The sequence below is a fragment of the Eudoraea sp. genome, assembly GCF_039969275.1.
GTDB lineage: Bacteria > Bacteroidota > Bacteroidia > Flavobacteriales > Flavobacteriaceae > Eudoraea.
This window is the reverse complement of sequence record NZ_JBDVOC010000010.1, coordinates 535,525-558,039: the sequence shown is the minus strand read 5'-3', so window position 1 is coordinate 558,039 and position 22,515 is coordinate 535,525. Positions and strand designations below refer to the sequence as shown.

The 22,515-nt window shown below is 38.8% G+C and carries 22 protein-coding genes and 1 other RNA gene; 12 read left to right on the top strand and 11 right to left on the bottom strand.

What is annotated here, in order from left to right:
- Window positions 1-17: 17 nt before the first annotated feature.
- The 4 genes from ABJH90_RS10345 (at window position 18) to ABJH90_RS10330 (ending at window position 2,317) form a co-directional block, all read left to right on the top strand.
- Window positions 18-1,427, top strand: a complete 1,410-nt coding sequence (locus ABJH90_RS10345) for an MBL fold metallo-hydrolase (protein WP_348139365.1) — start codon at window positions 18-20, stop codon at window positions 1,425-1,427.
- Between the two features lie 96 nt (window positions 1,428-1,523).
- The gene (locus ABJH90_RS10340) at window positions 1,524-1,742 is read left to right on the top strand and encodes a DUF2892 domain-containing protein (protein WP_348139016.1); all 219 of its coding nucleotides are present in this window, start codon (window positions 1,524-1,526) and stop codon (window positions 1,740-1,742) included.
- Between the two features lie 53 nt (window positions 1,743-1,795).
- Window positions 1,796-1,924: a hypothetical protein gene (locus ABJH90_RS10335; protein ID WP_348139014.1), complete on the top strand. Its 129-nt coding sequence runs from the start codon at window positions 1,796-1,798 to the stop codon at window positions 1,922-1,924.
- A 243-nt stretch (window positions 1,925-2,167) separates the two neighbouring features.
- Window positions 2,168-2,317, top strand: a complete 150-nt coding sequence (locus ABJH90_RS10330) for a hypothetical protein (protein ID WP_348139012.1) — start codon at window positions 2,168-2,170, stop codon at window positions 2,315-2,317.
- Window positions 2,318-2,457: 140 nt separating this feature from the next.
- Here ABJH90_RS10330 and ABJH90_RS10325 read toward each other — a convergent pair whose 3' ends face one another.
- Window positions 2,458-3,846, bottom strand: coding sequence for an exonuclease domain-containing protein (locus ABJH90_RS10325; protein WP_348139010.1), 1,389 nt, complete (start codon window positions 3,844-3,846; stop codon window positions 2,458-2,460).
- 174 nt (window positions 3,847-4,020) lie between these two features.
- Here ABJH90_RS10325 and ABJH90_RS10320 point away from each other — a divergent pair, with 174 nt between their 5' ends.
- From ABJH90_RS10320 to ABJH90_RS10310, 3 genes are read left to right on the top strand one after another with little or no spacing between them, the layout of a single operon-like run.
- Entirely contained in the window at window positions 4,021-4,794 is a 774-nt protein-coding gene (locus ABJH90_RS10320) for an SDR family oxidoreductase (protein ID WP_348139362.1), read from the top strand.
- A gap of 39 nt (window positions 4,795-4,833) precedes the next feature.
- Entirely contained in the window at window positions 4,834-5,661 is an 828-nt protein-coding gene (locus ABJH90_RS10315) for an amidohydrolase family protein (protein WP_348139008.1), read from the top strand.
- A gap of 21 nt (window positions 5,662-5,682) precedes the next feature.
- Window positions 5,683-6,840 carry an alpha-hydroxy acid oxidase gene (locus ABJH90_RS10310; RefSeq protein WP_348139006.1) on the top strand — a complete coding sequence of 386 codons (1,158 nt, stop codon included), beginning with the start codon at window positions 5,683-5,685 and terminating at the stop codon, window positions 6,838-6,840.
- A 164-nt stretch (window positions 6,841-7,004) separates the two neighbouring features.
- Here ABJH90_RS10310 and ABJH90_RS10305 read toward each other — a convergent pair whose 3' ends face one another.
- The 3 genes from ABJH90_RS10305 to ABJH90_RS10295 form a co-directional block, all read right to left on the bottom strand.
- The gene (locus ABJH90_RS10305) at window positions 7,005-8,057 is read right to left on the bottom strand and encodes a DUF6515 family protein (RefSeq protein WP_348139004.1); all 1,053 of its coding nucleotides are present in this window, start codon (window positions 8,055-8,057) and stop codon (window positions 7,005-7,007) included.
- Between the two features lie 32 nt (window positions 8,058-8,089).
- Window positions 8,090-8,818 carry a DUF2092 domain-containing protein gene (locus tag ABJH90_RS10300; protein WP_348139002.1) on the bottom strand — a complete coding sequence of 243 codons (729 nt, stop codon included), beginning with the start codon at window positions 8,816-8,818 and terminating at the stop codon, window positions 8,090-8,092.
- Between the two features lie 104 nt (window positions 8,819-8,922).
- Window positions 8,923-9,459 (bottom strand): Pycsar system effector family protein, encoded by a 537-nt coding sequence (locus ABJH90_RS10295; RefSeq protein WP_348139000.1) that lies wholly within the window; start codon window positions 9,457-9,459, stop codon window positions 8,923-8,925.
- Window positions 9,460-9,588: 129 nt separating this feature from the next.
- Here ABJH90_RS10295 and ABJH90_RS10290 point away from each other — a divergent pair, with 129 nt between their 5' ends.
- Complete coding sequence (locus ABJH90_RS10290; protein WP_348138998.1) at window positions 9,589-10,701, top strand: DUF5009 domain-containing protein; 1,113 nt, start codon at window positions 9,589-9,591, stop codon at window positions 10,699-10,701.
- Between the two features lie 75 nt (window positions 10,702-10,776).
- On the opposite strand, the gene ABJH90_RS10285 is transcribed toward ABJH90_RS10290, so the two are convergent.
- Entirely contained in the window at window positions 10,777-12,042 is a 1,266-nt protein-coding gene (locus tag ABJH90_RS10285) for a glucose-1-phosphate adenylyltransferase (protein WP_348138996.1), read from the bottom strand.
- Between the two features lie 4 nt (window positions 12,043-12,046).
- Window positions 12,047-13,252 (bottom strand): glycogen synthase, encoded by a 1,206-nt coding sequence (glgA, locus tag ABJH90_RS10280; protein ID WP_348138994.1) that lies wholly within the window; start codon window positions 13,250-13,252, stop codon window positions 12,047-12,049.
- Between the two features lie 316 nt (window positions 13,253-13,568).
- Between glgA and ABJH90_RS10275 the strand changes: the two genes are divergently transcribed.
- Window positions 13,569-14,357: a DUF1080 domain-containing protein gene (locus ABJH90_RS10275; protein WP_348138992.1), complete on the top strand. Its 789-nt coding sequence runs from the start codon at window positions 13,569-13,571 to the stop codon at window positions 14,355-14,357.
- A gap of 303 nt (window positions 14,358-14,660) precedes the next feature.
- Window positions 14,661-15,170: a hypothetical protein gene (locus ABJH90_RS10270; protein ID WP_348138990.1), complete on the top strand. Its 510-nt coding sequence runs from the start codon at window positions 14,661-14,663 to the stop codon at window positions 15,168-15,170.
- A gap of 474 nt (window positions 15,171-15,644) precedes the next feature.
- Here the strand turns inward: ABJH90_RS10270 and ssrA are convergent.
- Window positions 15,645-16,043, bottom strand: a transfer-messenger RNA (tmRNA) gene (ssrA, locus tag ABJH90_RS10265).
- 218 nt (window positions 16,044-16,261) lie between these two features.
- On the opposite strand from ssrA, the gene ABJH90_RS10260 reads away from it, so the two are divergent.
- Window positions 16,262-17,467 carry an NAD(P)-dependent oxidoreductase gene (locus tag ABJH90_RS10260; RefSeq protein WP_348138988.1) on the top strand — a complete coding sequence of 402 codons (1,206 nt, stop codon included), beginning with the start codon at window positions 16,262-16,264 and terminating at the stop codon, window positions 17,465-17,467.
- 3 nt (window positions 17,468-17,470) lie between these two features.
- Here the strand turns inward: ABJH90_RS10260 and ABJH90_RS10255 are convergent, their stop codons facing one another.
- Window positions 17,471-18,586 carry an Sb-PDE family phosphodiesterase gene (locus tag ABJH90_RS10255; RefSeq protein WP_348138986.1) on the bottom strand — a complete coding sequence of 372 codons (1,116 nt, stop codon included), beginning with the start codon at window positions 18,584-18,586 and terminating at the stop codon, window positions 17,471-17,473.
- Window positions 18,587-18,611: 25 nt separating this feature from the next.
- Complete coding sequence (locus ABJH90_RS10250; protein ID WP_348138984.1) at window positions 18,612-19,601, bottom strand: transglutaminase domain-containing protein; 990 nt, start codon at window positions 19,599-19,601, stop codon at window positions 18,612-18,614.
- 21 nt (window positions 19,602-19,622) lie between these two features.
- Here ABJH90_RS10250 and ABJH90_RS10245 point away from each other — a divergent pair, with 21 nt between their 5' ends.
- Entirely contained in the window at window positions 19,623-19,985 is a 363-nt protein-coding gene (locus tag ABJH90_RS10245; RefSeq protein ID WP_348138982.1) for a DUF1801 domain-containing protein, read from the top strand.
- Between the two features lie 4 nt (window positions 19,986-19,989).
- On the opposite strand, the gene ABJH90_RS10240 is transcribed toward ABJH90_RS10245, so the two are convergent.
- Entirely contained in the window at window positions 19,990-21,600 is a 1,611-nt protein-coding gene (locus tag ABJH90_RS10240) for a sulfatase (RefSeq protein ID WP_348138980.1), read from the bottom strand.
- Between the two features lie 58 nt (window positions 21,601-21,658).
- Window positions 21,659-22,480, bottom strand: coding sequence for a 3-deoxy-8-phosphooctulonate synthase (kdsA, locus tag ABJH90_RS10235; RefSeq protein WP_348138978.1), 822 nt, complete (start codon window positions 22,478-22,480; stop codon window positions 21,659-21,661).
- Window positions 22,481-22,515 lie beyond the last annotated feature (35 nt).

Genomic DNA, 22,515 nt, shown 5'->3' with positions numbered 1-22,515 from the left:
AAAATTTAAGAAAAGAAATGATAATAGAACAGATTTATACCGGATGCCTTGCTCAGGGAGCGTATTATATAGAAAGTGATGGTGAGGTAGCTATCATTGACCCCTTACGCGAAGTAATTCCTTATATAGACAGGGCGAAAAAGAATAAAGCTGAAATAAAATATATTTTTGAGACCCATTTCCACGCCGACTTTGTAAGTGGGCATGTAACATTGTCTAAAGAAACCGGCGCACCTATTGTTTTTGGCCCCAACGCAAATCCTGCTTTTGAGGCAATCATAGCTAAAGATGGTCAGGAATTTCCACTTGGGAATATTACCATAAAAGTATTACATACGCCCGGACATACTATGGAAAGTACCACTTACCTGTTAAGAGATAAAACAGGTAAAGACCATGCTATTTTTTCCGGGGACACTTTGTTTTTAGGTGATGTAGGAAGACCGGATCTTGCCCAGAAAGCAGCGGATATGACCAAAGAAGACCTTGCCGGACTTTTGTTTGAAAGTTTAAGAAGTAAAATTATGCCACTGGCAGATGACGTAATAGTTTATCCTGCGCATGGTGCGGGTTCGGCTTGCGGCAAGAACATGATGAAGGAAACAGTGGATACCCTGGGAAACCAAAAACAAATGAATTACGCTCTGCGGGCCAATATGACACGGGAGGAATTTATTAATGAAGTTACCGATGGCCTGCTTCCGCCACCTAAATATTTCCCTTTGAATGTAAAAATGAATAAGGAAGGATATGAAGATATAGGTGATGTGTTAAAACGAGGTATGGCAGCACTTTCACCAGATGCTTTTGAATTGGCAGCGAATGAAACCGGGGCTCTTGTATTGGATGTGCGGAACCAGGAAGAATTTGTAAAAGGGCATATTCCAAGGTCCATTTTTATTGGTTTGAACGGTGATTTTGCTCCCTGGGTGGGCGCTTTGATTGCCGATGTTAAACAACCGATATTATTGGTGACGCCCAAAGGAAAGGAAGAGGAGGCAGTAACTCGCTTGTCCAGGGTAGGATTTGATAACACTTTAGGTGTCTTAAAGGGTGGTTTTGAAGCCTGGGAAAAAGCGGGTAAAGATTTAGATTCAATCATCGCATTATCCGCCGAAGAAGCCAAAGAGGTATTAAAAAATAAACATTTACCAATTTTTGATGTTCGGAAGGAAAGCGAATATAAAGCTGAACATTTAGTTGATGCAAATAACACCCCATTGGATATATTAAACGATCATTTGGCTGAATTACCCAAAGACGAAACTTTTTACGTTCATTGTGCCGGGGGTTACAGGTCTGTTATTGCTGCTTCTATCCTTAAAGGCAGGGGCATACACAATTTGGTAGACATAACGGGCGGTATTGCTGAGATGAAAAAGGCGGGAATGGAGGTAACCAATTATATCTGCCCCACTACGCAGTAATATGATTTATATCATGGTTTGTGTTAAGCACCAATCTTACTTTTAAAGTCAGAATTTAAAGGTGAAAGAATTTTTTCCTTTTTAAAAGGTGGAATTATGAAACGAAACATGGGAAAAATCGATAAGATTTTGCGATTCGCCATTGCTGTTATTATTGCCTTATTGATATATTATGAGGTAATTGGAGGGGCGCTTTCTTATATTTTATTGACAGTAGCTGCCGTTTTTTTATTGACCAGCCTAACAGGCTTTTGTCCGCTTTATGGTGTTTTAGGTTTAAATTCATGCAAGATAAAAAAGGTGGATAAGCCTTAATTTTTGAATTAAAAAACTTGATTGTATTAATAATATATTAAGTCTTCTGTGATATGAAATTAATAAGTATTCCTTTAGTTGATTGGAGTAACGGTATAATAATGATTGCCGTTTTTGCATTTGTTGTGATTGGAATGATTGCCATCTTGGTAAGTCTTATGAATAGTGGCAAAAGGAGATAGGGTTTTTGACCTTGCAAGTTGTTCCAGCCAGTTTATGATTATGGTTGCGTCAGATCTTTATTTTTAAAGGGTCAGGCAACTTTTTTATCTGTATCCTACAACTATTTCCTTTCATTTTTTTTCAAATTCCTAAAAAGTTAATAGATTTAGATCTTTAATAAGCGGCTCTTGATATTTTCAATATCTTTTTGCTTCTTTTAGCTACCAGAAATGTTAAAAAATTTTGTTGAAAAAATCGGAGCAATGAACGTTTTGTTACTTCTCGTTGTTCTTTCCATTATTGTAGTCGCAGAATATTTGTTTCTATCCGGAAACAAATTAGATGCCATTTTTGTTGCCTTCTGGGCCCCAACCATTTTGGGCTTTATGAACTATTTAAAGTATAGAAAATAATGGATTTTATCTTGATATATTCCATTGTTGTTGCCATCATCTTTGTGATCTGGATGCTTTTTGTAGTCAGGATGTACAACGAAATGGATAAATAGAATCACTTTCGGACTGACTTCTGACCAAAATTTACATCGTATATTTTAAACGGATTTAAGTATACCTGAAGAAAAATCAAGAATCGAGTTCGGGTTTTTTACCCTGTGTGTTTGGATTAGTCGGGTTGTTTCCAGATTGTCTTTTTGGGGGATAAGAAAAGCCATAATATCTTCAATGGAGTTAATTGAAACACTTTTTGGAACAAATCCGTAACCCGAATAAACGGCCTCCTGAACAATCACCACCGCATCTTCATCAATAGTTCGTCCTTTGTCTTTTATGATATAAGTTTGCTTTTCCGACAACATATTTTCAATTGCGGCCTGCACCCTTTTATTATAGGCCTCTGCAGATTCTTTACCCCGGCAAATACCTTTGCAGTTGGCTACCCTGAAATGTGAACAAGAATCTACGTTTTCCTGTAAATGGCAATATTTGGGACATAAATTATAGGCGATACACATTTGTTCTATAAAAAGACGGCAATCTGTTGTATTGTAAAAAGTAATTAAGGATCGTGGTACCTGACTTAATTTATTAAATGCAAGGTGTATTATCCCTTGCCGGTCTTCATAGGAGAAAACCCCATAAGGAACTACATTTCTTTTTTGTGCCCGGTTGAATAAGGGGTAATGATGTTTTATGGCAGCAGATTCCATTAAAAGTGCCAGCAGCTCATTCCCTGAAAGCTCAAAATCTATATTGGATGTCTCTCTGCACATTTGTACTTCTTTGGCAGACTTATCGTAAAAGTGGCTCAGGACCCTTTTCTTTATATTTTTGGCTTTTCCAACATAAATGATTTCCCCTTTGCTGTTTTTAAAGTAGTAGACCCCGGGTTTTGAAGGCAGCCTTTCATATACTTCCCTCTGTAGTGAAGGAGGCAGTGTTGCTTCCTGAGATCGGGCATTTAAAAATGAGCTAAAAACAGTCTCGGAATTTTCTGTTTCCAGAAGTTTTCTGAACAAATGTACAGTTGCATACGCATCACCCCTTGCCCTGTGCCTGTCGGTAATAGGTATATTCAGGGAAGAGCATAGTTTACCCAGACTGTACGAAGAATATCCCGGAATCAGCCTTCTCGACAAACGTACTGTACAGAGTTTTTTTCTGATAAAGGAAATACCAATAGTCCTGAATTCTTCTTTAATTACGTTATAATCGAAATTAACACTGTGTGCCACAAATATGGTGTCCTGTGTTATTTCCAAGATCTGTGACGCAATCTCCGAAAGTGTGGGAGCATCGCGTACCATATGGCTATCAATTCCTGTTAGTCCGGTAATAAAGTAAGGAATTTCACATTCAGGATTTACCAATGAGGTGAATTCATCCACCACCTTTTGGCCATCAAACTTAAAGATGGCTATCTCGGTTATTTTATTACCCTTAATACCGTTTCCGGTAGTTTCTATATCTACTATGGAATACAATACTTCTATTTAATGGAATTTGAAGAGGTAAGTTAATAAGAAAAATCAAGCCGCTCAAAATCCTTTTCCTGCATTCATCTGCAACGATATCAGATCCTGTTGAAGAAATGGAAAAATATGATTAGATTTAAACTGCCACATATAACGAATAAGGAAACTTTTAAAAAGAACAATGTGAAATTTGATTTAACGGATAAAAAAGCCATTGTTACTGGAGGTGGTAGTGGTATTGGAAGGGCAATTGCCATGGCCCTCGCAGAGCAGGGGGCTGACGTGCATATTCTTGAAATAAATGCGAAACCGGCAAAAGAAACAGCTGCTGAAATTAAGGCTACAGGAGGAATGGCACAGGCACATGCCTGTGATATTTCCAGCCAAAAGGAAGTTATTAAAACGGTTGAGGCCATAAAAGTAGAAGGAGCAATAGACATTCTGATCAACAATGCGGGGATTGCCCATATTGGTAATGTTGAATTGACTACCGAAGCGGATATCGACAGGGTATATCAGGTAAATATTAAAGGGGTCTATAATTGCATTTATGCCTGTATAAAAAACATGAAAGAAAGGGGAGGGGTGATCATAAATATGGCTTCTGTTGCGGCGTCTGTAGGAATATCAGACAGGTTTGCTTATTCTATGACCAAGGGTGCCGTACTTACTATGACCTATTCTATAGCTAAAGACTATCTGTCCTATGGTATACGATGCAATAGCATCTCCCCGGCAAGGGTACATACCCCTTTTGTTGATGGTTACCTCAAACAAAATTACCCGGGTATGGAAAAAGAAATGTTTGAAAGGTTGTCCGAAACTCAACCCATAGGCAGGATGGGCAGGCCGGAAGAAATAGCCAACCTGGCTGTGTATCTGTGTTCTGATGAAGCCTCATTTATTACGGGTACGGACTTTCCAATAGATGGAGGTTTTATTAAGCTAAATGGTTAGACCGTATGATGATCTCCTTTCTATTTAAAACCCAGCCAAATGGTCATTGACAGCCATCAGCATTTTTGGAAATATGATCCAGTGAGGTATAGCTGGATTGACGATTCTATGAAAATCCTGCAGAAAGACTTTCTCCCCTCAGATCTGGGTCCGATCCTTAAAAACAACAAGGTAGATGGTTGTGTTGCGGTACAGGCAGATCAATCTGAGAGAGAAACTGAGTTCCTGCTCCGGTTGGCAGGGGAAAATGAATTTATTAAAGGGGTAGTTGGATGGGTAGATCTGAGAGCTGATAATGTATATGAGAGATTAGCACATTTTTCACAGCATAAAAAGCTTAAAGGGGTAAGGCATATTGTACAGGAGGAGCCGGACCCAGAGTTTATGCTTAGAAAAGATTTTCAAAATGGTATTGGGCGTTTAGCCCAGTTTAGCCTTACGTATGATATTCTGGTATATCCAAATCAGTTAGCTGCAGCGGTGCTATTGGCCAGGGCTTTTCCGGATCAGAAATTTGTATTGGACCATATAGCAAAACCGAGAATTTCTGAAGGCCTGGATAGCCAATGGGTGAACCACATTAAGGAATTGGCATTAAACCCTAATGTAAGTTGTAAAGTATCGGGGATGGTTACAGAAGCAAAGAATTTCAAATGGCAGCAGGAAGATTTTTCCCCATTTATGGAAGTTGTCCTGGATGCCTTTGGTTGGCAACGCCTTCTTTATGGATCGGACTGGCCGGTATGCTTACTGGGTGCAGGTTATAAGGAAGTAATTACTATAGTCAGGGATTATATCAGTAAATTATCGGACAATGAAAGAGCGGGAATCATGGGGCTAAACGCAATAAATTTTTACTCCCTTTAATTTGAAAGAGATAGTGTATAGATGAGAAATAAAAAAGCCATAATGTTCAATTCCAGCTACCCTTCAATTGAAGATCTTAGAGCAAGGGCTAAGCAGCGTATTCCGGGCTTTGCTTTTGATTACCTGGACGGCGGGTGCAATGAAGAGGTAAACTTGCGAAAGAACACTTCAGAGATCCGGGAAGTAGAGTTAAAACCCGATTATTTGAGTGAATACAAAGGGTTCAATATGGAAACTGAGCTTTTCGGTCACACCTACAATGCCCCTTTTGGAATTGCACCGGTAGGGCTTCAGGGCCTGATGTGGCCCAATGCCTCGGAAATTCTTGCAAAAGCTTCACTAGACTTTAATATTCCCTTTGTGTTGAGTACGGTTACCACTATGAGTATAGAACGAGCCAGTGAGCTTACAGAGGGACGGGCCTGGTTTCAGCTTTATCACCCTGCGGAGGATGCTGTGCGCGATAATATCCTTGCAAGGGCAGAAGCTGCAGCTTGCCCTGTTCTGGTCTTGCTCTGCGATGTGCCTACCTTTGGTTTCAGGCCAAAAGAGATACGTAACGGCCTTTCTATGCCACCTAAGATGACACTGAATAATATACTTCAAATGCTGGGTAAACCAAACTGGGCACTTCAAACCTTAAAACATGGGCAGCCCAATTTTGAAACGCTAAAACCTTATATGCCAAAAAATCTTGACCTGAAACAACTGGGCTTATTTATGGATCAGATGTTTTCGAAAAGGATGAATGAGGAAAAAATAGCTCCTATCCGGGATAAATGGAAAGGAAAGATCGTATTAAAGGGAGTAGCTACTGAGATTGATGCAGAAAAAGCAATAAAACTGGGTCTGGACGGCATTATTGTGTCTAACCATGGAGGCAGGCAATTGGATGCCGGGGAATCTACTATAAAACCCATGACTAGGATTACCAAAAAGTATGGCGACCAGATTACGGTAATGATGGACAGCGGACTTCGTTCCGGACCGGATGTGGCCCGGGCACTTGCCAGTGGGGCTGCTTTTACTTTTATGGGCCGCTCTTTTATGTATGGGGTATCTGCCCTGGGGAAAGAAGGAGGAGCCCATACTATTTCATTGCTGCAAACCCAATTACAACAGGTAATGGAACAACTGGGCTGCAGTAAGATAAATGATTTCCCGAAACATTTAGTTTAGTTACTACACATTTTCCAGGAATCCACGAAGAAACTCATCAATAATATTTGTGAAAACTTATGCATTAAGGCATTATAATTATGGCCATGGCTATGGCTATGGTTCAGATAAAAAATAGGCCATTAAATGAATTTCTAAAACTTAAATGATAGCGGTGCATCCGCCTAGCTACCCTCTTCCCTAACTTCAACAATTTCGTACATATCTTCTCCATCCAGTTGTATAGGCTGGTAGTAGGTCTCCCCAAACTTAACATAGGTTTGATCCCCTACTTTTACTTCTTCACCACCTTCCGGTAAATGTGGAACAATTGTGCCTGCAGTGGCAGGAACCACGGTATAACCCTCATCAGATTTTTCGTAATAGGCGCCACCATAGTAATAATTATTGGTGGTTTCATTCACCTCCACTACTTCGGCTTCTTTGGGAATGGTCTCAACGGTTGCCCCTACAGGTGCCTGAACCACCGTATAGCCGCCGCTGGATGATACATAGTAAACTCCCTGATCATAGTGATATTGCTGATTCTCAATGCTTATAATAATTGCCGTAGTGGCCATGGCAGCTACAAAAAAGCCCCATGGATGCCAGACGGGTCCCCAGTAGAAAGGACGATAAGGATGCCAAAAATAAGCCCTGTGGCAATAATACCCGAAACCGCCATACCTGTACGGGGGTCTGACATAAGGGCGCACACCGACTCGTACATAGGTATTACCCCTGTTAATATTTACGTTTCTACTATTGTCTATATTTATATTTCTTCTGCTGTTATCAATATTTGTTCTGTTTCCGCTATTGTTTTTAATATCCGAAGTTCTATTTCTTTCATTGGAAGTGTTTGGCCTTGCAGCATTAGCACCACCTGATCTGTCAGATGTCCTTTGCCTTGGAGCAACATCTCTTTGCTGGGTACTTGGCGTTCTGTTGTAACTGCGATCATTGGTTCTGGTATGTCCTCCGTTAATAGACCTGGAAGGTGTATTTGATGTAGAAGGCCTGGTAGTAGATGAGCGCTGAGTGCTTTGACGCGGAGCCGTGGATCTGGAGGGCGCTGAGCGCTGAGTGCTTGGACGAGATGACATGCTCCTGCTGCCTCCTCTGGAAGCCCTGTGACCCATTCTTTGGGCATTTATGGAAGCTAAAGGAGCTATAAGCAGCAGGATTAATACAATAAGTCCTGAAATTTTATTTACCATGGATATCTCTTTAAGCATAATATATTTTGATTTAATAAAATAAAAGGTAATTACGATTTTTCCATTATGTCAATTAGTTTGGCATTAGGAGGAGGTAAAAATTCAAATATGGTATTGGGTAAGTTTGGGTTAATTTCCCAATCTTTAAATACAGACTCAAAACGTAAATTTTGTTTCCCTTTTTGAATTAATATAGAGCGTTTTGGTAAATTCAAAGAGCTGCTTGAGATCCATAACTGAAAATGCATATGCTCATTAGTGGCTCTGATATAAAAACAGTCTTCGCCGTCAACTACTGTTTTTCCTAAATACTCCAGTGTATTGAAATCTGCCAAAATATCATCAGTAAAAGAAGGATAGAAAAAATCCGCGGCCGGGAACTGAAAATCAAACCTGGTATGTAAGTTATCCATCATCTCAATTAAATTTCCGGGAGCCTCAAGGGTAACGTAATTATTTTCTTTAAAGGAATACATGGAGGCAAATGTTCCGTTAAACCAAAAACCATGTTTCCCATTATCTCCAAATCTATGGTAAACCATTTTATCGGGTCCTGCCATACTAACATGGCTGGTACTGTAATGGGTTTCTATTTTTTGTTTATCATCCAACCGGTCTGTTGCAGTTTCAATAGAAAAACTCACAGCCTCAAGTTCACCAATAATATCCGCCATCCTGTCCAGAAGATATACCGCAGCGGAATCTATTTGCCTAACCACCTGGCTTTTGCCAAAAAAGGGAAGGGTCAATAAAAGAAATGTTATTACGTATTTTTTCATAGGCTTAATATACTTATTATTTGGATTTTTAGCTCGAAGAATATAGATGCAGGATTAAATAATGAACGATGAAATAGTGTAGATTTTATTATTCAAAGCTTTAATTACAAATACAAATGAATAAACCATACAATAACAATAATTATTATAAAGATAAAACTAAAAGCAAAGTACTTTATGGCGTGTTCTACATTTTTGAATTTCTTATCAATAATTTTACTTTCAATATAAATTTGCTGACTTAATTGGGAGTAAAATTCTTCATCTTTACCAAATATTTCAATCACCTTTTTGGAGTATTTCTCGATACTTCCGAATGAGTATACAGCATCTCGGAAGAATAAAACATTTTTTTCATACTTCTTAGTAATCTGAGGCTTAAAACACTTAAAGCAAAAGAAGATGGAAATCAATGAGCTGGTCATCCATAAACAAGCCAATACAATAAATACAGCACCTCCTTGGAAAAGAGGGCTAAGCTGTTCTAATCTATCAAAAAACACCCCTAAAATTAGCCCATGAAAAGAAAATATAACGCCCGCTTTGAGTTCTGACGCCCGGATTAGTTTTTCCAATCGTTCCAATTGCTCCCAATAATTGTTAGGGTCTTGTTTCGGTACTAAACTCTCTTTATCTGACATTCCTTATTAAGTGTATTTTGAATTAATCGACGATTTAAATATACAATAAATACAATTATGTTAAATAATTAAAGGCCGAAGGAATTAGATATTCTATTATCTTTATCCCAGGACCAACCAATATTAGTTATGAAATTAGCCATTACCAGCCAGCGCCTATATTCACTGGATGCTCTTCGGGGATTTGATATGTTCTGGATCATTGGTGCAGAGGAAATCTTTCACAAAATGGCAGAGATTACTAATTCGCCATTTTGGAACTCTTTATCTGTTCAGTTTATACATCCTGCATGGCATGGCTTTGCTTTTTACGATTTGATCTTTCCTTTGTTCTTATTTCTGGCTGGGGTAGCAACGCCTTATTCTGTTGGAAAACAACTTGAAAAAGGAGTAAGCAGGAAATCATTGCTAAACCGAGTAATTAAAAGGGGTCTGATCCTGTTTCTCCTCGGGGTCATTTATAATAATGGCCTTGAAATACGCCCCCTGGAAGAAATCCGCTTTGGAAGTGTTTTGGGACGTATTGGATTTGCCTATATGTTTGCCAATATAATATACCTTTATACCAAACAACGCGGCCAAATCATTTGGTTCTGCGCATTGCTTCTGGGCTACTGGTTCCTTTTAATGTTTAATTCTACTCCCGGTTATCCCATGGGAGACATGACTATGGAAGGTAATTTTGTCTCCTATCTTGACACCCTGATTATGCCCGGTAAATTGTATCTGGATATACATGATCCAGAGGGTTTTGTATCCACAATTCCTGCCATCCCAACCTGTCTGCTGGGTATTTTTGCAGGAAATTTGTTGAAAAACGGAGCTGTTGATAAGCAAAAAGAAACTGCTGTCCGATTGATAGTAATTGGTATTATTCTCATTATTGTAGCTCAATTGTGGAATCTGGTTTTTCCAATCAACAAAAATTTATGGACCAGTTCATTCACCTTGCAATGTGGTGGTATAAGTATGCTATTGATGGCTGTTTTTTATTACATCATAGATATCCTGGGGCATAAAAAATGGGCATTTTTCTTTAAAGTAATTGGCATGAACTCTATTTTGATTTATATGGCCGGTGGTTTTATAGATTGGGCTTATACCACATCAGCTTTTTTCAAATGGCTGGGTCAGCTTGCTGGCGATCCTTTCAACGCAGTGGTTATGGTCTTTTGCTATATAGCCGTACAATGGGCATTTTTGTATGTGCTCTATAAAAACAAGATTTTTCTGCGTGTGTGAAATTTTAATACAAAAACCTGTCAGAAACAGGTTTTTGAATTTTTAAAAAGAGAGTTTTTAAAGGAGTTACTATGGTTAGATTTTAAAACCTGAGGGAATTACCGCTTCCTTTTTTAAGACCACAATACCATCCTTAATGACATAGGTATCGGTTTGAATGTCTTCCAAATGAGGACCTCCATCAATGGTTACATCATCACCTATACGGCAATTTTTATCAATGATGGTATTTTTAATAAAGCATCGCTCCCCGATTCCCATCAGTATTTTAATCTTATTTTCTTCTATTTCTTCCAAAGTTTCATAAGAATCACAACCCATCATATAGGTATTGATAACGGTAGAGCCTGCCCCTATTCTGGAACGTATTCCAATTACTGACCGCTCTATTTTGGTGGCATGAATTATACATCCGTCGGCAATGACTGCTTTGTCCATCTGAGTTCCGCTAATCTTTGAGGTGGGCAACACTCTGGCTCTTGTATGTATGACTCTTTGCGTATCATAAAGGTTAAACTTTGGAATACTGTCTGTTAATCCCAGATTGGCTTCAAAGAAAGAATCGATATTTCCAATATCCGTCCAATAGCCTTCAAATGGATAACTGATGACCTTGTGTTTTCCAATGGACTGCGGGATGATCTCCTTACCAAAATCCATGGTATCCGGATTATTCATCAGTTCTATAAGCAGATCGCGATTAAATATATATATGCCCATGGAGGCCAAATAATAGCGCTCTTCCTGCTTCATTTCTTCACTCACTTCTGATTGCCAGTCCGGCAACAATTCGGATACCGGTTTTTCTATAAAGGAAGTGATATTATCTTCACTGTCATTTTTTAATATCCCAAAAGAAGGGGCATCATTGGCATGAACGGGAATAGTTCCTAATGTTATTTCCGCATTACTCTCAATATGCCTCTTGATCATCTCATTAAAATCCATTTGATACAACTGATCCCCTGATAGGATTAGGGCGTATTCAAATTTGTGCTGCAAAAAATGATGCATACTCTGTCTGACTGCATCAGCTGTACCTTTAAACCAATCGCCACTGGTCATCGTTAGTTCGGCTGCTAAAACATCTACAAAAGCTTTACTGAAAAAGCTAAAATGATAGGTGTTTTTAATATGCCTGTTTAGAGAAGCAGAATTAAACTGTGTTAATACATACATTCTCTTAATTTCCGAGTTAATGCAATTGGAAATAGGAATATCTACCAATCGATATTTACCTGCGATGGGTACTGCAGGTTTTGATCTCTTTTCGGTCAATGGAAACAGACGTGATCCCTGACCTCCTCCTAATATAATAGCTAGAACGCTTTTCGTGAACATATTTTTAATGCTTTAAAGATTTGTATAAGGTTTCAACTTGTTTGGCTATAGCCGACCAGTCGAACGTTTCTTCTACTCTTTTTCTGCCTTTATTGGCCATAGATTCCTGCAATTCTGTATTGTTTATGACGACGTTTATTCCTTTGGCAAGATCCTGGGCAAATTTATCCGGATCTACGGGTTCAAAAGGGGCCACATTTTGTTGCTCCAAAGGTACCAGGATTCCAGTTTCACCATCCACTACAACTTCTTTTATTCCTCCTACAGCACTGGCGACCACTGCTGTGTTGCAGGCCATGGCTTCAATATTGATTATTCCGAAAGGTTCGTATATCGAAGGACAGCAAAAAACATCTGCATGGGAATATAGTTGAATCACGGAGTTTTTATCGAGCATTTCAGCTATCCATATAACATTATCCCTGATTTTCTTCACTTCAGCAACACTTTCTTCCATTTCCTTCTCAATTTCGGGAGTATCTGGTGCCCCTGCACACAAAACAACCTGCGTATCCGGATCAATATATTTGATGGCGTTTACCAAATGAATGATTCCCTTTTGCCTTGTAATTCTTCCTACAAAAAGCACATAGGGTTTGGACTTATCGATATGATATTTATCCAGAGCTGTAGTTTCTTTAGTAGCAACATATTCTTCAAGATTAATCCCATTATATATTACCTCTATTTTATCCTGATCTACATCAAAATATTTTAAGACATCATCTTTTGTTTCATTTGATACTGCAATAACAGCATCTGCCATTTCTATTGCCGTTTTTTCAATCCATAATGAGGCATCATATCCCCTTCCCAATTGTTCTCTTTTCCAGGGCCTTAAGGGCTCCAATGAATGAGTGGTAACTACCAGTGGAATGCCATATAGCAGTTTTGCAGTGATACCGGCAAAGTGCGAATACCAGGTATGGCAATGCACTATATCGGCATCTATTTCATCAGCATTCATATGAACACAGGTGCTTAATGTTTTTAATACTGCTTTAAGTTTATCATTGGAATTGTTAAAAACGGGATTGTCATAGGGATATCCTTTAACAGATAGGTTATCGGTTTTTTCATCCTGATCCCCAAAACATCGCACTTCCAGCTCCATAAGTTTGGCTAATTCGGCAGCCAAATACTCAACATGTACCCCTGCACCTCCATAAACATAAGGAGGAAATTCTCTTGTATAAAAAAGTGCTTTCATATCATTTCTTTAATGCCCGGTCTCAACACCAATATGCATATAATTTAATCTATTTTTTAATAGTAAACTAACCTGGATTATTTTTCATAAAGGTATTTATAAAATTCGTTTTCTTTCAATAGATAAGCATATAAAACAAGCATAAATTGATTGTCCGGAATAAGTTTCTGGCATAGGCCATACAAAGAAGAGCGGGGCATAGGAATTTCGCATTCAAAACCGTTAAATTTCCATTCTCATCCTACAAGTAATCAAATGTTTGACTTAACTTTATACTAACTCAGTTGGCTTTCAGTTGACCGTCTAAAATATTGATATGGGAAAAATAGTTTTACCTCTCTTAATGGTCCTGCTTTTTACGAATTGTAAAAACGAGGATTCTGGATGGCAGTCTTTGATTGTGGATAATTCGCTTGATGGCTGGCATATTTTTCAGAACGCAGAATCTACAAGAGGATGGATCGTTCAAGAAAACACCTTGATTTTTAACGGGATTTCGGATATGGAATCGGGAGAAGGTGATGCAAGCCTATTAACGGACAAAGAATATGGAAACTTTGAAATAAAATTTGATTGGAAAATTATACCCGGAGGCAATAGCGGTTTTATGTGGGGGGTAAACGAAGATGAAAAATATAATTACCCGTACCAAACAGGACCGGAAATTCAAATTTTAGACCCTGCAATTTATGACAACCCTAAAATAGCTCTCGGGGGAGAGATGGAAATAAATAATGCCGTAGAAGATCTGGAAGCTCATAAACATTTTGTAGGGGCATTATATGATCTGTCGGCTCCTACTAAATTAAATGCTACTAAACCTGCCAGTGAATGGAATTCTTATCATATCAAAATAGATTATAAAGCCAATCGAGGGGAAGTAATCCTCAATGATGTTCTAATTAATTCATTTCCACTACAAGGACCAGAATGGGATGCACTAGTTCAAAAGAGCAAATTTAGCAAGTCTGAGTCAGAAGAATCAGAATATTTGGGCGATGCCCGTTGGTATGATTTTGGAAAATATTCCAGGGGTCATATTTGTTTTCAGGATCATCCGGGCGAGGTCTCCTTCAGGAATATTATGATTAAAGAGTTGGATTGAGATCGCAGTTAAATTGGAGAGACAACTATTTTCTTCTTAAAACGAAATCCGGTCAGTTTCTTAGGATTTGATTCAAAAAAACGCCTTCGCTTTCGGTATATCCACCAATTGGACTCAATTATTCTCGTAAAATAAAAAGACTTCCTTCAAGATTGCTTGACCGCGATATTAATCAATATGCTAATGATGATCTACATCATTGTCAAAGGTTTTTAGGTATCCTAATTTTGATTTTATTCCCAAGGCATGAAATGCAATGGTAAAAACAAAAAGTTTTCATTCTAATTTAAAAAATAAAATCCTATGAAAATATGCAATAACTTATATTTCAATTTCGTGATGATGTTAGTATGCCTGATAAGCCTGTCAATTGTATTTCAATCATGTAAAAGAACGAGTGAAAAGACTAGTGAGAAGATCATAGAAAAGTCTTTAGGTAACGATGCCGAGGTAGATATCGATGATGAGAAAGTGGTGATAAAGACTGATGAAGGTACATTTACCACTGATGCAACTATGAATAGCTGGCCTAAAGAAGCTCCTGGCGAAGTACCGGAATTTAAATATGGTGATGTAATAGGTGTTACTACACAAGAAGTTGATGAAGCTAATAACTGGGTTGTTATTCTCGAAAATGTTCCTGCTAATGCTCTCCAGGAGTATAAGGAAATCCTGGAAAGTGAAGGTTTCAAAATTAATTTTACAACTACCATCGGAACGGGTGGCCAGCTTATGGCTGAAAAAGGCAAACTAGCCGTAATGGTTATGGCAGGGGAGGGTAATGCCACTGTTACTATCGGTTTCAATAACTGATATTTTGGAATCAATGAAATCTTGAGTCAAAGTTTTAAAACATCCGCAAGGTAGATATCATCGCTCTGCGAAGTGGAAATTGCTAAAGATAGGATTCCAGCGTGCAAAATGATTTCAGTTTTCGCCTACGCTTTCGCTGTGCAAAAGTTTCGGTGCAAAAAGTACCTACAGAAAATTTTAGTAAACTTCGGAACGGTTTAATATTTATAGTGGACGGTGGCCACCGAAGCCCACTGTTCAGAGCTCGTTTTTTGGTTAGAGGTGAAATTAAAAAGCCCACCGCCGCTCAGTTGGCACTGAGCTATGGTGGGCGAAAGTGGAGCCGGGGAGGTTACCTTGCGGTGTTCTCTATGTCTCGCAATGCTGCAAATAAAAATACCCATTGTTGTCACAATGGGCATATTAAACCTCGTCAAAATACGCAAGCAAGCTCCGTATTTTGCCTTACTTTAATCTGCTGAGTATTTTTAAGTGTCGTGGAGCCGGGGAGAATCGAACTCCCGTCCAAACAAGCAATAACAACGCTTTCTACATGCTTAGTTTTTGTTCAATTTTCGATGTGTAGCTGACCAAAAACCGCCTATTACACACTTAGCTTCTTAAGATTTTGGTGATACTAACAAAGCAATAGTACCCTTGTGTTGACTTTTCTGGTGCCCCTAAATGAATCGCCGTCAACAAGGGCTATCCGGGGACATCTCGCTTCTCTACCTGGTAGAGACGAGGCTAAATCCTACTATAATTCGGATTAAGCGGCAAGAGCGTAATTATTATCGCCAACTAAAAGTTTGAAATATGAGTTTTACGAGCTATATCCCAGCGCTCGACATGCTTACATCGCCATTGGTCTCGCTGTCAAAACCAGTCGGCCCCTTCAATGAGCTAGGTATGCAATTGCGTACCGTTAGCGAATTGAATCCCGCCAAGGCGGGATCTCATTCCCTCATCTTTTTTATCAATGAACGTTTGCCTTAAAAAAGGATTGCAAAGTTAGCAAAAATAGAACTCCTTATTCATATTCATGATTAATGAATTTGGCTACCACTGCAAATCCATGTATTTTCACGCAAAATTTGTACCAAATTATACCTATGCATTTCGGAATCATCAGAGAACGCAAAAACCCACCAGACAGGCGGGTTGTGCTATCACCACAGGCCTGTCAAAAAGTCCTGGAAACCCATGCCGAAGCGCAGATTACGGTAGAACCTTCTTCTATTCGCGTCTTCACCGATCAAGAATATGTAGCAGCAGGTTTAGAGGTGGCCTCTAAAATGGAGGAATGCGATGTACTGTTAGGGGTAAAGGAAGTTCCCATTGAACACCTTATACCAAATAAGAAATACTTTTTCTTTTCACATACCATCAAGAAACAATCCTATAACCGTAAGCTACTACAAGCTATATTAGAAAAGAACATTGAACTCTATGACCATGAGGTGATCACCAACCAAAATGGAATACGCCTGGTAGCTTTTGGGCGTTATGCGGGGATAGTAGGAGCCTATAACGGCTTTAGAGCTTATGGATTAAAATCTGAGCTATTTCAATTGCCAGAAGCTACAGCTTTAGCAGATAAGGCGGCATTAATAAACCAGCTTTCAAGCCTAAAATTACCTAACATAAAAGTACTGCTTACAGGAAAAGGCAGGGTAGGGAACGGGTCTAAGGAAATGCTTGATGGAATGGGCCTTAAGGAAGTTGGGGTAGAAGCCTTTTTGAATGATACTTTTGATGAAGCCGTATATTGCCAGATAGATGTTGACGACTATAACCTTAGGAAAGACGGTTCCGAAGGCAGTATGCAAGACTTTTTTGAACATCAGGATGCTTATAAGTCCAATTTCTTTCGTTTTGCCAGAGTCACAGATTTCTATATTGCCGGGCATTTTTACGCTAGCGGTGCGCCCTATCTGTTTACCCGTGAAGATGCGAAACGGGCCGATTTCAAAATCAAGGTGGTTGCGGATATCAGTTGTGATGTAGATGGTCCTGTGGCATCTACGCTAAGATCATCTACCATTGCCGAACCGGTTTATGGGTACCATGCACAATCCGAATCCGAAGTGGACTATAAAGACCCTAACGCCATAGCCGTCATGGCTGTTGATAATCTCCCTGCTGAGATTCCCAGAGACGCAAGCAAGGGTTTTGGGTTTACCTTTGTGGAAAGCGTTATCCCTGCCTTTTTCAATAATGATGCGGACGGGGTTTTAGAACGCGCTCGTATGACACAAAATGGCAAACTCACAGATCGATATTCCTATTTACAGGATTATGTTGACGGGAAGGAATAGTTCCTACTCTACCTGGATTTCCCAGCTAATCATGGGCTGCTCTTTTGGTGCAGTATAGGCGCCCAGTGCTTTAAGATCAAGAGAAATTGATTCCTTTTTTTCCAGTGTTTTAATCTGAAGTGTAACCGTTGCTCCTGCGGGAATCTCAAAAACCGGAGGTTTACTGTAAAGGGTATAGGGCATTTGGTTTTCAAATATCAGGTCGCTGCTTGAAATATTTTCCAGATCTACTTTCAACACCTGTGTTTCCGGAATGTACGTAGCTTCTTTTATTTGGATACTTGCTTTGATTAAAGGTATTAGAAATTCTGATTTGCCCACTAAAAGAGAATTATAGACGGCCACGGTACGTCCAGCAAACAGTGCTTCCCGCATACTTGCCAGGCTTTTGTCTTTGGCAAAGACCAGTGTTATGGGTCTGTGCATTCCTTTTTCAGTATAATCCCAATCAATTAATCCGTGAATATCACTGGTACCCATTATAGTCAGGTTGTATTTCAACGCCAGAGCTAAAGATTCCTCGGCATAATCAAATGTATTAATGACCTCAATACCATGAAGTTCACCATTTTTTATTCGTTCTTCCTGGAAATCACTTAAAACAGGATTTCCACTGGGACTTTGAGCGTGCCAGGCCGGATGGTTCCAGAAAACAAAGGCATTTTGTTTTTTGGCTTCTTGAAAAGGAATTGCGGGATCATCGGCCATAAGCTTATTGGCGTCTGAAATAAAAACCGCATTGCTGTGCCCCACAGGTTCTTCACGGGTAATCTCTGAACCAGGTATAATAAGGAGACTATGTTCTTTTGCTTCTTCCAAGGCCAAATGATAAGACCTATTGCGGTCCGGATGAGGTATATCGTCTATATGCGGCTGGTATTCCAAATGTTCCGTTAAGGAAATAGCATCTAAATTTTCCCTTAGTGCTTCCTGCACCCGAATAGTGGGCCAAACATTACCGTCTGAAAAAACGGTATGCTGGTGCAAGTCGGTTTTAAGTGTAAGGTATCCCTCAATATCAGGATAGGTCAAAGCCAAATTACCGCTATGGGAATGAGATTGTGAGTTTATGGTTTGTAAGGTGGAAAAAATTGAAAGTAATAAGAGTATTCTTTTCATCTGGAATTTGTTATAATGTTCTTGATTAGTTATTGAGTTCCTTTACAATTTTAAAATTTAATATGGGTTTATCATCCATAAAAACAGTTAGTAAATTATGATTTTTATGTAATTTTTTCTTCAACCGAATTTTGGATATGTATGATTTGTCTTTTCCTTTTTTAAAACCCATTCTCCGAATTTCGGAACTGCCATGTACCCAATAATACATTCCATGATCCCGTGGCAATTGATCAAAATATATATAGTTGTTATCTTCAGAGGAAATACTGAATATTCCTTTCGTTTTAGGAGATAGTTCGATTCCCTTTCCAAAAAAGTCGGTTAAATAGATAGGCGAACTAAAAAATTGTTCTATATCCACCGGATTATCCAATAACTGCCATTCCTCATTAGTTGGGAAATGGTGCTTAACGAATTCATCAGGTTTTGTAAAATAATAGTGGTCCAATTGTTTCCTGATAAATTTATTACTTACCAGATCTAAATGACCTGATGCCCATGTGGGATCCATAAGTTTCCACACCCCATCTAATTGTACCGCATTCCAGGTATGATTTTTAAAAGTCTGATCTCCTTTTACAAATCGTATATCCGTCTTGGCAATGCCCACAATTACTTTAGACGGCAGACCAAATTGCTGGCAAAGTTCATTAAGGATCAGGGAGTATTCTAAACAAACTCCTTTACGGTCTCTGAATGCCTTTTCAACCCAGCCCAGGACTACTCGTCTTATCTGGTTTTTTCTCCCATATTCGGATTGGTAAGAGATTATTTGCCCAGTCTTAAAAATGTCATCATATGTTCTTTCGTACACCATATTTTGGGTAAGCCAAACAAAAGCTGCACGTACCCTTTCTTCGTCGGTGTTAAAATCGTTTTGAATTCTGTATCCCAGGTCATGGACTTTTTTAAAATTTGGGTAATTCCTCACTTTCTGGTCCACCCTTTCATACTCATTAGAAAAGGCAAGAGAAGAAACCAGGAATAAAAGAGAAAATAATAACTTAGACACTTCGACTTTTTTCTTAAAGATATGAATCCTGCAGAGAATTACATACTAAGTCAGCCAGAACCATACAGAAGTATTCTTTTGCATTTGCAATCTGTAATTGAACAAACAGTACCAGAAGTGGATTTGAAGTTTAAATACAAAATACCCTTTTACTATCTGCAAGGAAGACCTTATTGTTATTTGAATCAAAGTAAAAACTACGTAGACCTCGGATTTTGGAATGCTGCTCATCTCACAGTTCATTTAGAACACATGACAACAGCCGGCCGCAAAATAATGCGCTCACTAAGGTATACTTCTCTCGAAGAAATTGATCATACAATTTTGAAGGAAGTATTAAAAGATGCTTATAAAGTAAAGGACCAAAAATTTTGGAAAAAATAGATTGCTATTCTATCCAACCTTTCTCTTTATATAGTTTAATATACTGATTGCTAAGGGAATCATTGTCTTTATATTTTAATCTGACTTCCTGAAGTTTTTGCTTCATTTCAATAACTACATTGGCATATTTTGGGTCGTGATACACATTATTCAACTCCAATTTGTCATTCTTACGGTCATATAACTCCCATTCATTCACGTCGTAGTAAAAGTGAATAAGTTTATAGTCTTTTGTAGCAATACCGTAGTGCCTTTTTACCGCATGCTCGGCAGGGTATTCGTAGTAATGGTAGTACACTGCTTCTCGTTCCCATTTTTCTTTTTGGTCTTTTAACAAGGGCACTAAACTTTCACCCTGCATGTCTGAGGGGGGTAAAACACCTGCCACCTCCAAAAATGTCTGGGCAAAGTCTAGATTCTGGACCATTTCGTCTTCTGTAATTCCTGCATCTATAACATGTGGCCATTTTATTAATAGGGGAGTTTTAAATGATTCCTCATACATAAAGCGTTTATCGAACCAACCGTGTTCTCCTAAATAAAACCCCTGATCTGAAGTATATACTACCAGGGTATTTTCACTCAACCCATTTTTATCCAGATAATCCAGTAACCTGCCCACATTCTCGTCTACTGCAGCAATAGTTCCCAGATAATCCTGTAAATATCGCTGGTATTTCCATATCATAAGGGTAGAATCATTCATCGAAGGATACATTTTTCTAAAATCTTCATTTATTGGTCCATAGACGGAATCCCATACTACTTTTTGTTCTGTGGTCATTTTTTCCAGCGGATCAAAAAGTTTGCGATCCTTAATCTGTAATTGATCTATGACTTCAGGAAAGACCTTGTTATCATAATTAAGCACCATATGTTCAAGGATATTCATTTCTGCCGTGCGAGCCGCATCTCCTCGTGTGGAATAGTCATCAAAGAGTGTTTCAGGAAGCGGAAAAGTTTTTTTGGTAAATTCCTTGTAATGCCTTTCTGCAGGTAGCCACGATCTATGCGGGGCCTTATGGAGATGCATTAATAGAAAAGGTCGTGCAGTATCTCGTCGCTTTTCTAACCAGTCTAAGGTTAGGTCTGTGATTATGTCTGTGACATAGCCAACAATTGTGGTATCTCCCTGCTTGGTATTGAATGTAGGATTATAGTAATCTCCCTGGCCGGGTAGAATTTTGAATTCATCAAATCCTTTTGGATTATTACCAAAATGCAGTTTTCCAAACATGGCAGTTTGGTAACCGGCGTTTTGTAAAAGCTGAGGAAAGGTAATATTGGTAGTGTCAAAAGGGGAAAGGTTGTCTATTTTTCCGTTGATATGGCTGTGCTTTCCCGTTAAGATTACAGCTCTGGAAGGTGCGCAAATAGAATTCGTAACACTGGCGTTTGTAAAAAGCATACCCTCATTGGCAATCCTGTCAATATTAGGGGTTTGAATTAATTTATTATTGTAAGCACTGATAGCCTGATAAGCGTGATCATCAGACATGATAAAGACTATATTTGGTCTTTTCGTTGACTTTTTTTCTTTACTATCGGACTTACATGATATAAAAAAAATCAATGTACTGCCCAAAATCAGTGATAAACACCAGCTTGCTTTCATAAGTACTTATAGGAATTAATCAATTCCAATGTACTGATTTTTACGAAATTTATGTGAATTACTGAAGACTATTGACTGTTTTACGAAGAGCTGTTAAATTGGTTAGAAGTTGTTCCAGCTGATCTAAATGCAACATATTGGCCCCGTCGCTTTTGGCATTTGCAGGATCAAAATGGGTTTCGATAAAGATTCCATCTACCCCTGTAGCTATCCCTGCACGTGCTATAGTACTAATCAATTCGGGTCTCCCTCCGGTAACTCCTGAAGACTGATTGGGTTGCTGCAAAGAATGGGTAACATCTAATATTACAGGGGCGTATTGCTTCATGACAGGTATTCCCCTGAAATCTACTACCATATCCTGATAGCCAAACATTGTCCCTCGATCTGTAATCATAACCTGTTCATTGTTTGAGTCAATTATTTTATTTACAGCGTGTTTCATGCTTTCCGGGCTCATAAATTGCCCTTTTTTTAGATTTACTGCTTTTCCGGTATTTGCTGCGGCTACTAACAAATCGGTTTGACGTACAAGAAAAGCCGGAATTTGAAGGACGTCTACATATTCAGCGGCAAGTTCAGCGTCGGATATCTCATGTATGTCGGTAACGGTCGGAACCTGAAAAGTTTCGGAGACTTTTTTCAATATTTTTAGGGCCTTCTCGTCCCCAATACCTGTAAAAGAGTCAACCCGGCTTCGGTTTGCTTTCTTAAAACTACCTTTAAAAATGTAGGGAATCTCCAATTTATTTGTGATATCCACTACTTTTTCTGCGATTCGCAATGCCATTTCCTCGCTTTCTATGGCGCACGGTCCGGCGAGCAGAAAGAAATTGTTACTCTGGGTATATTTTAGTTGAGGTATAGAGTCGAGTTTCATATACAAAAGTTAGATTACAAAGATAATTGTTTTTT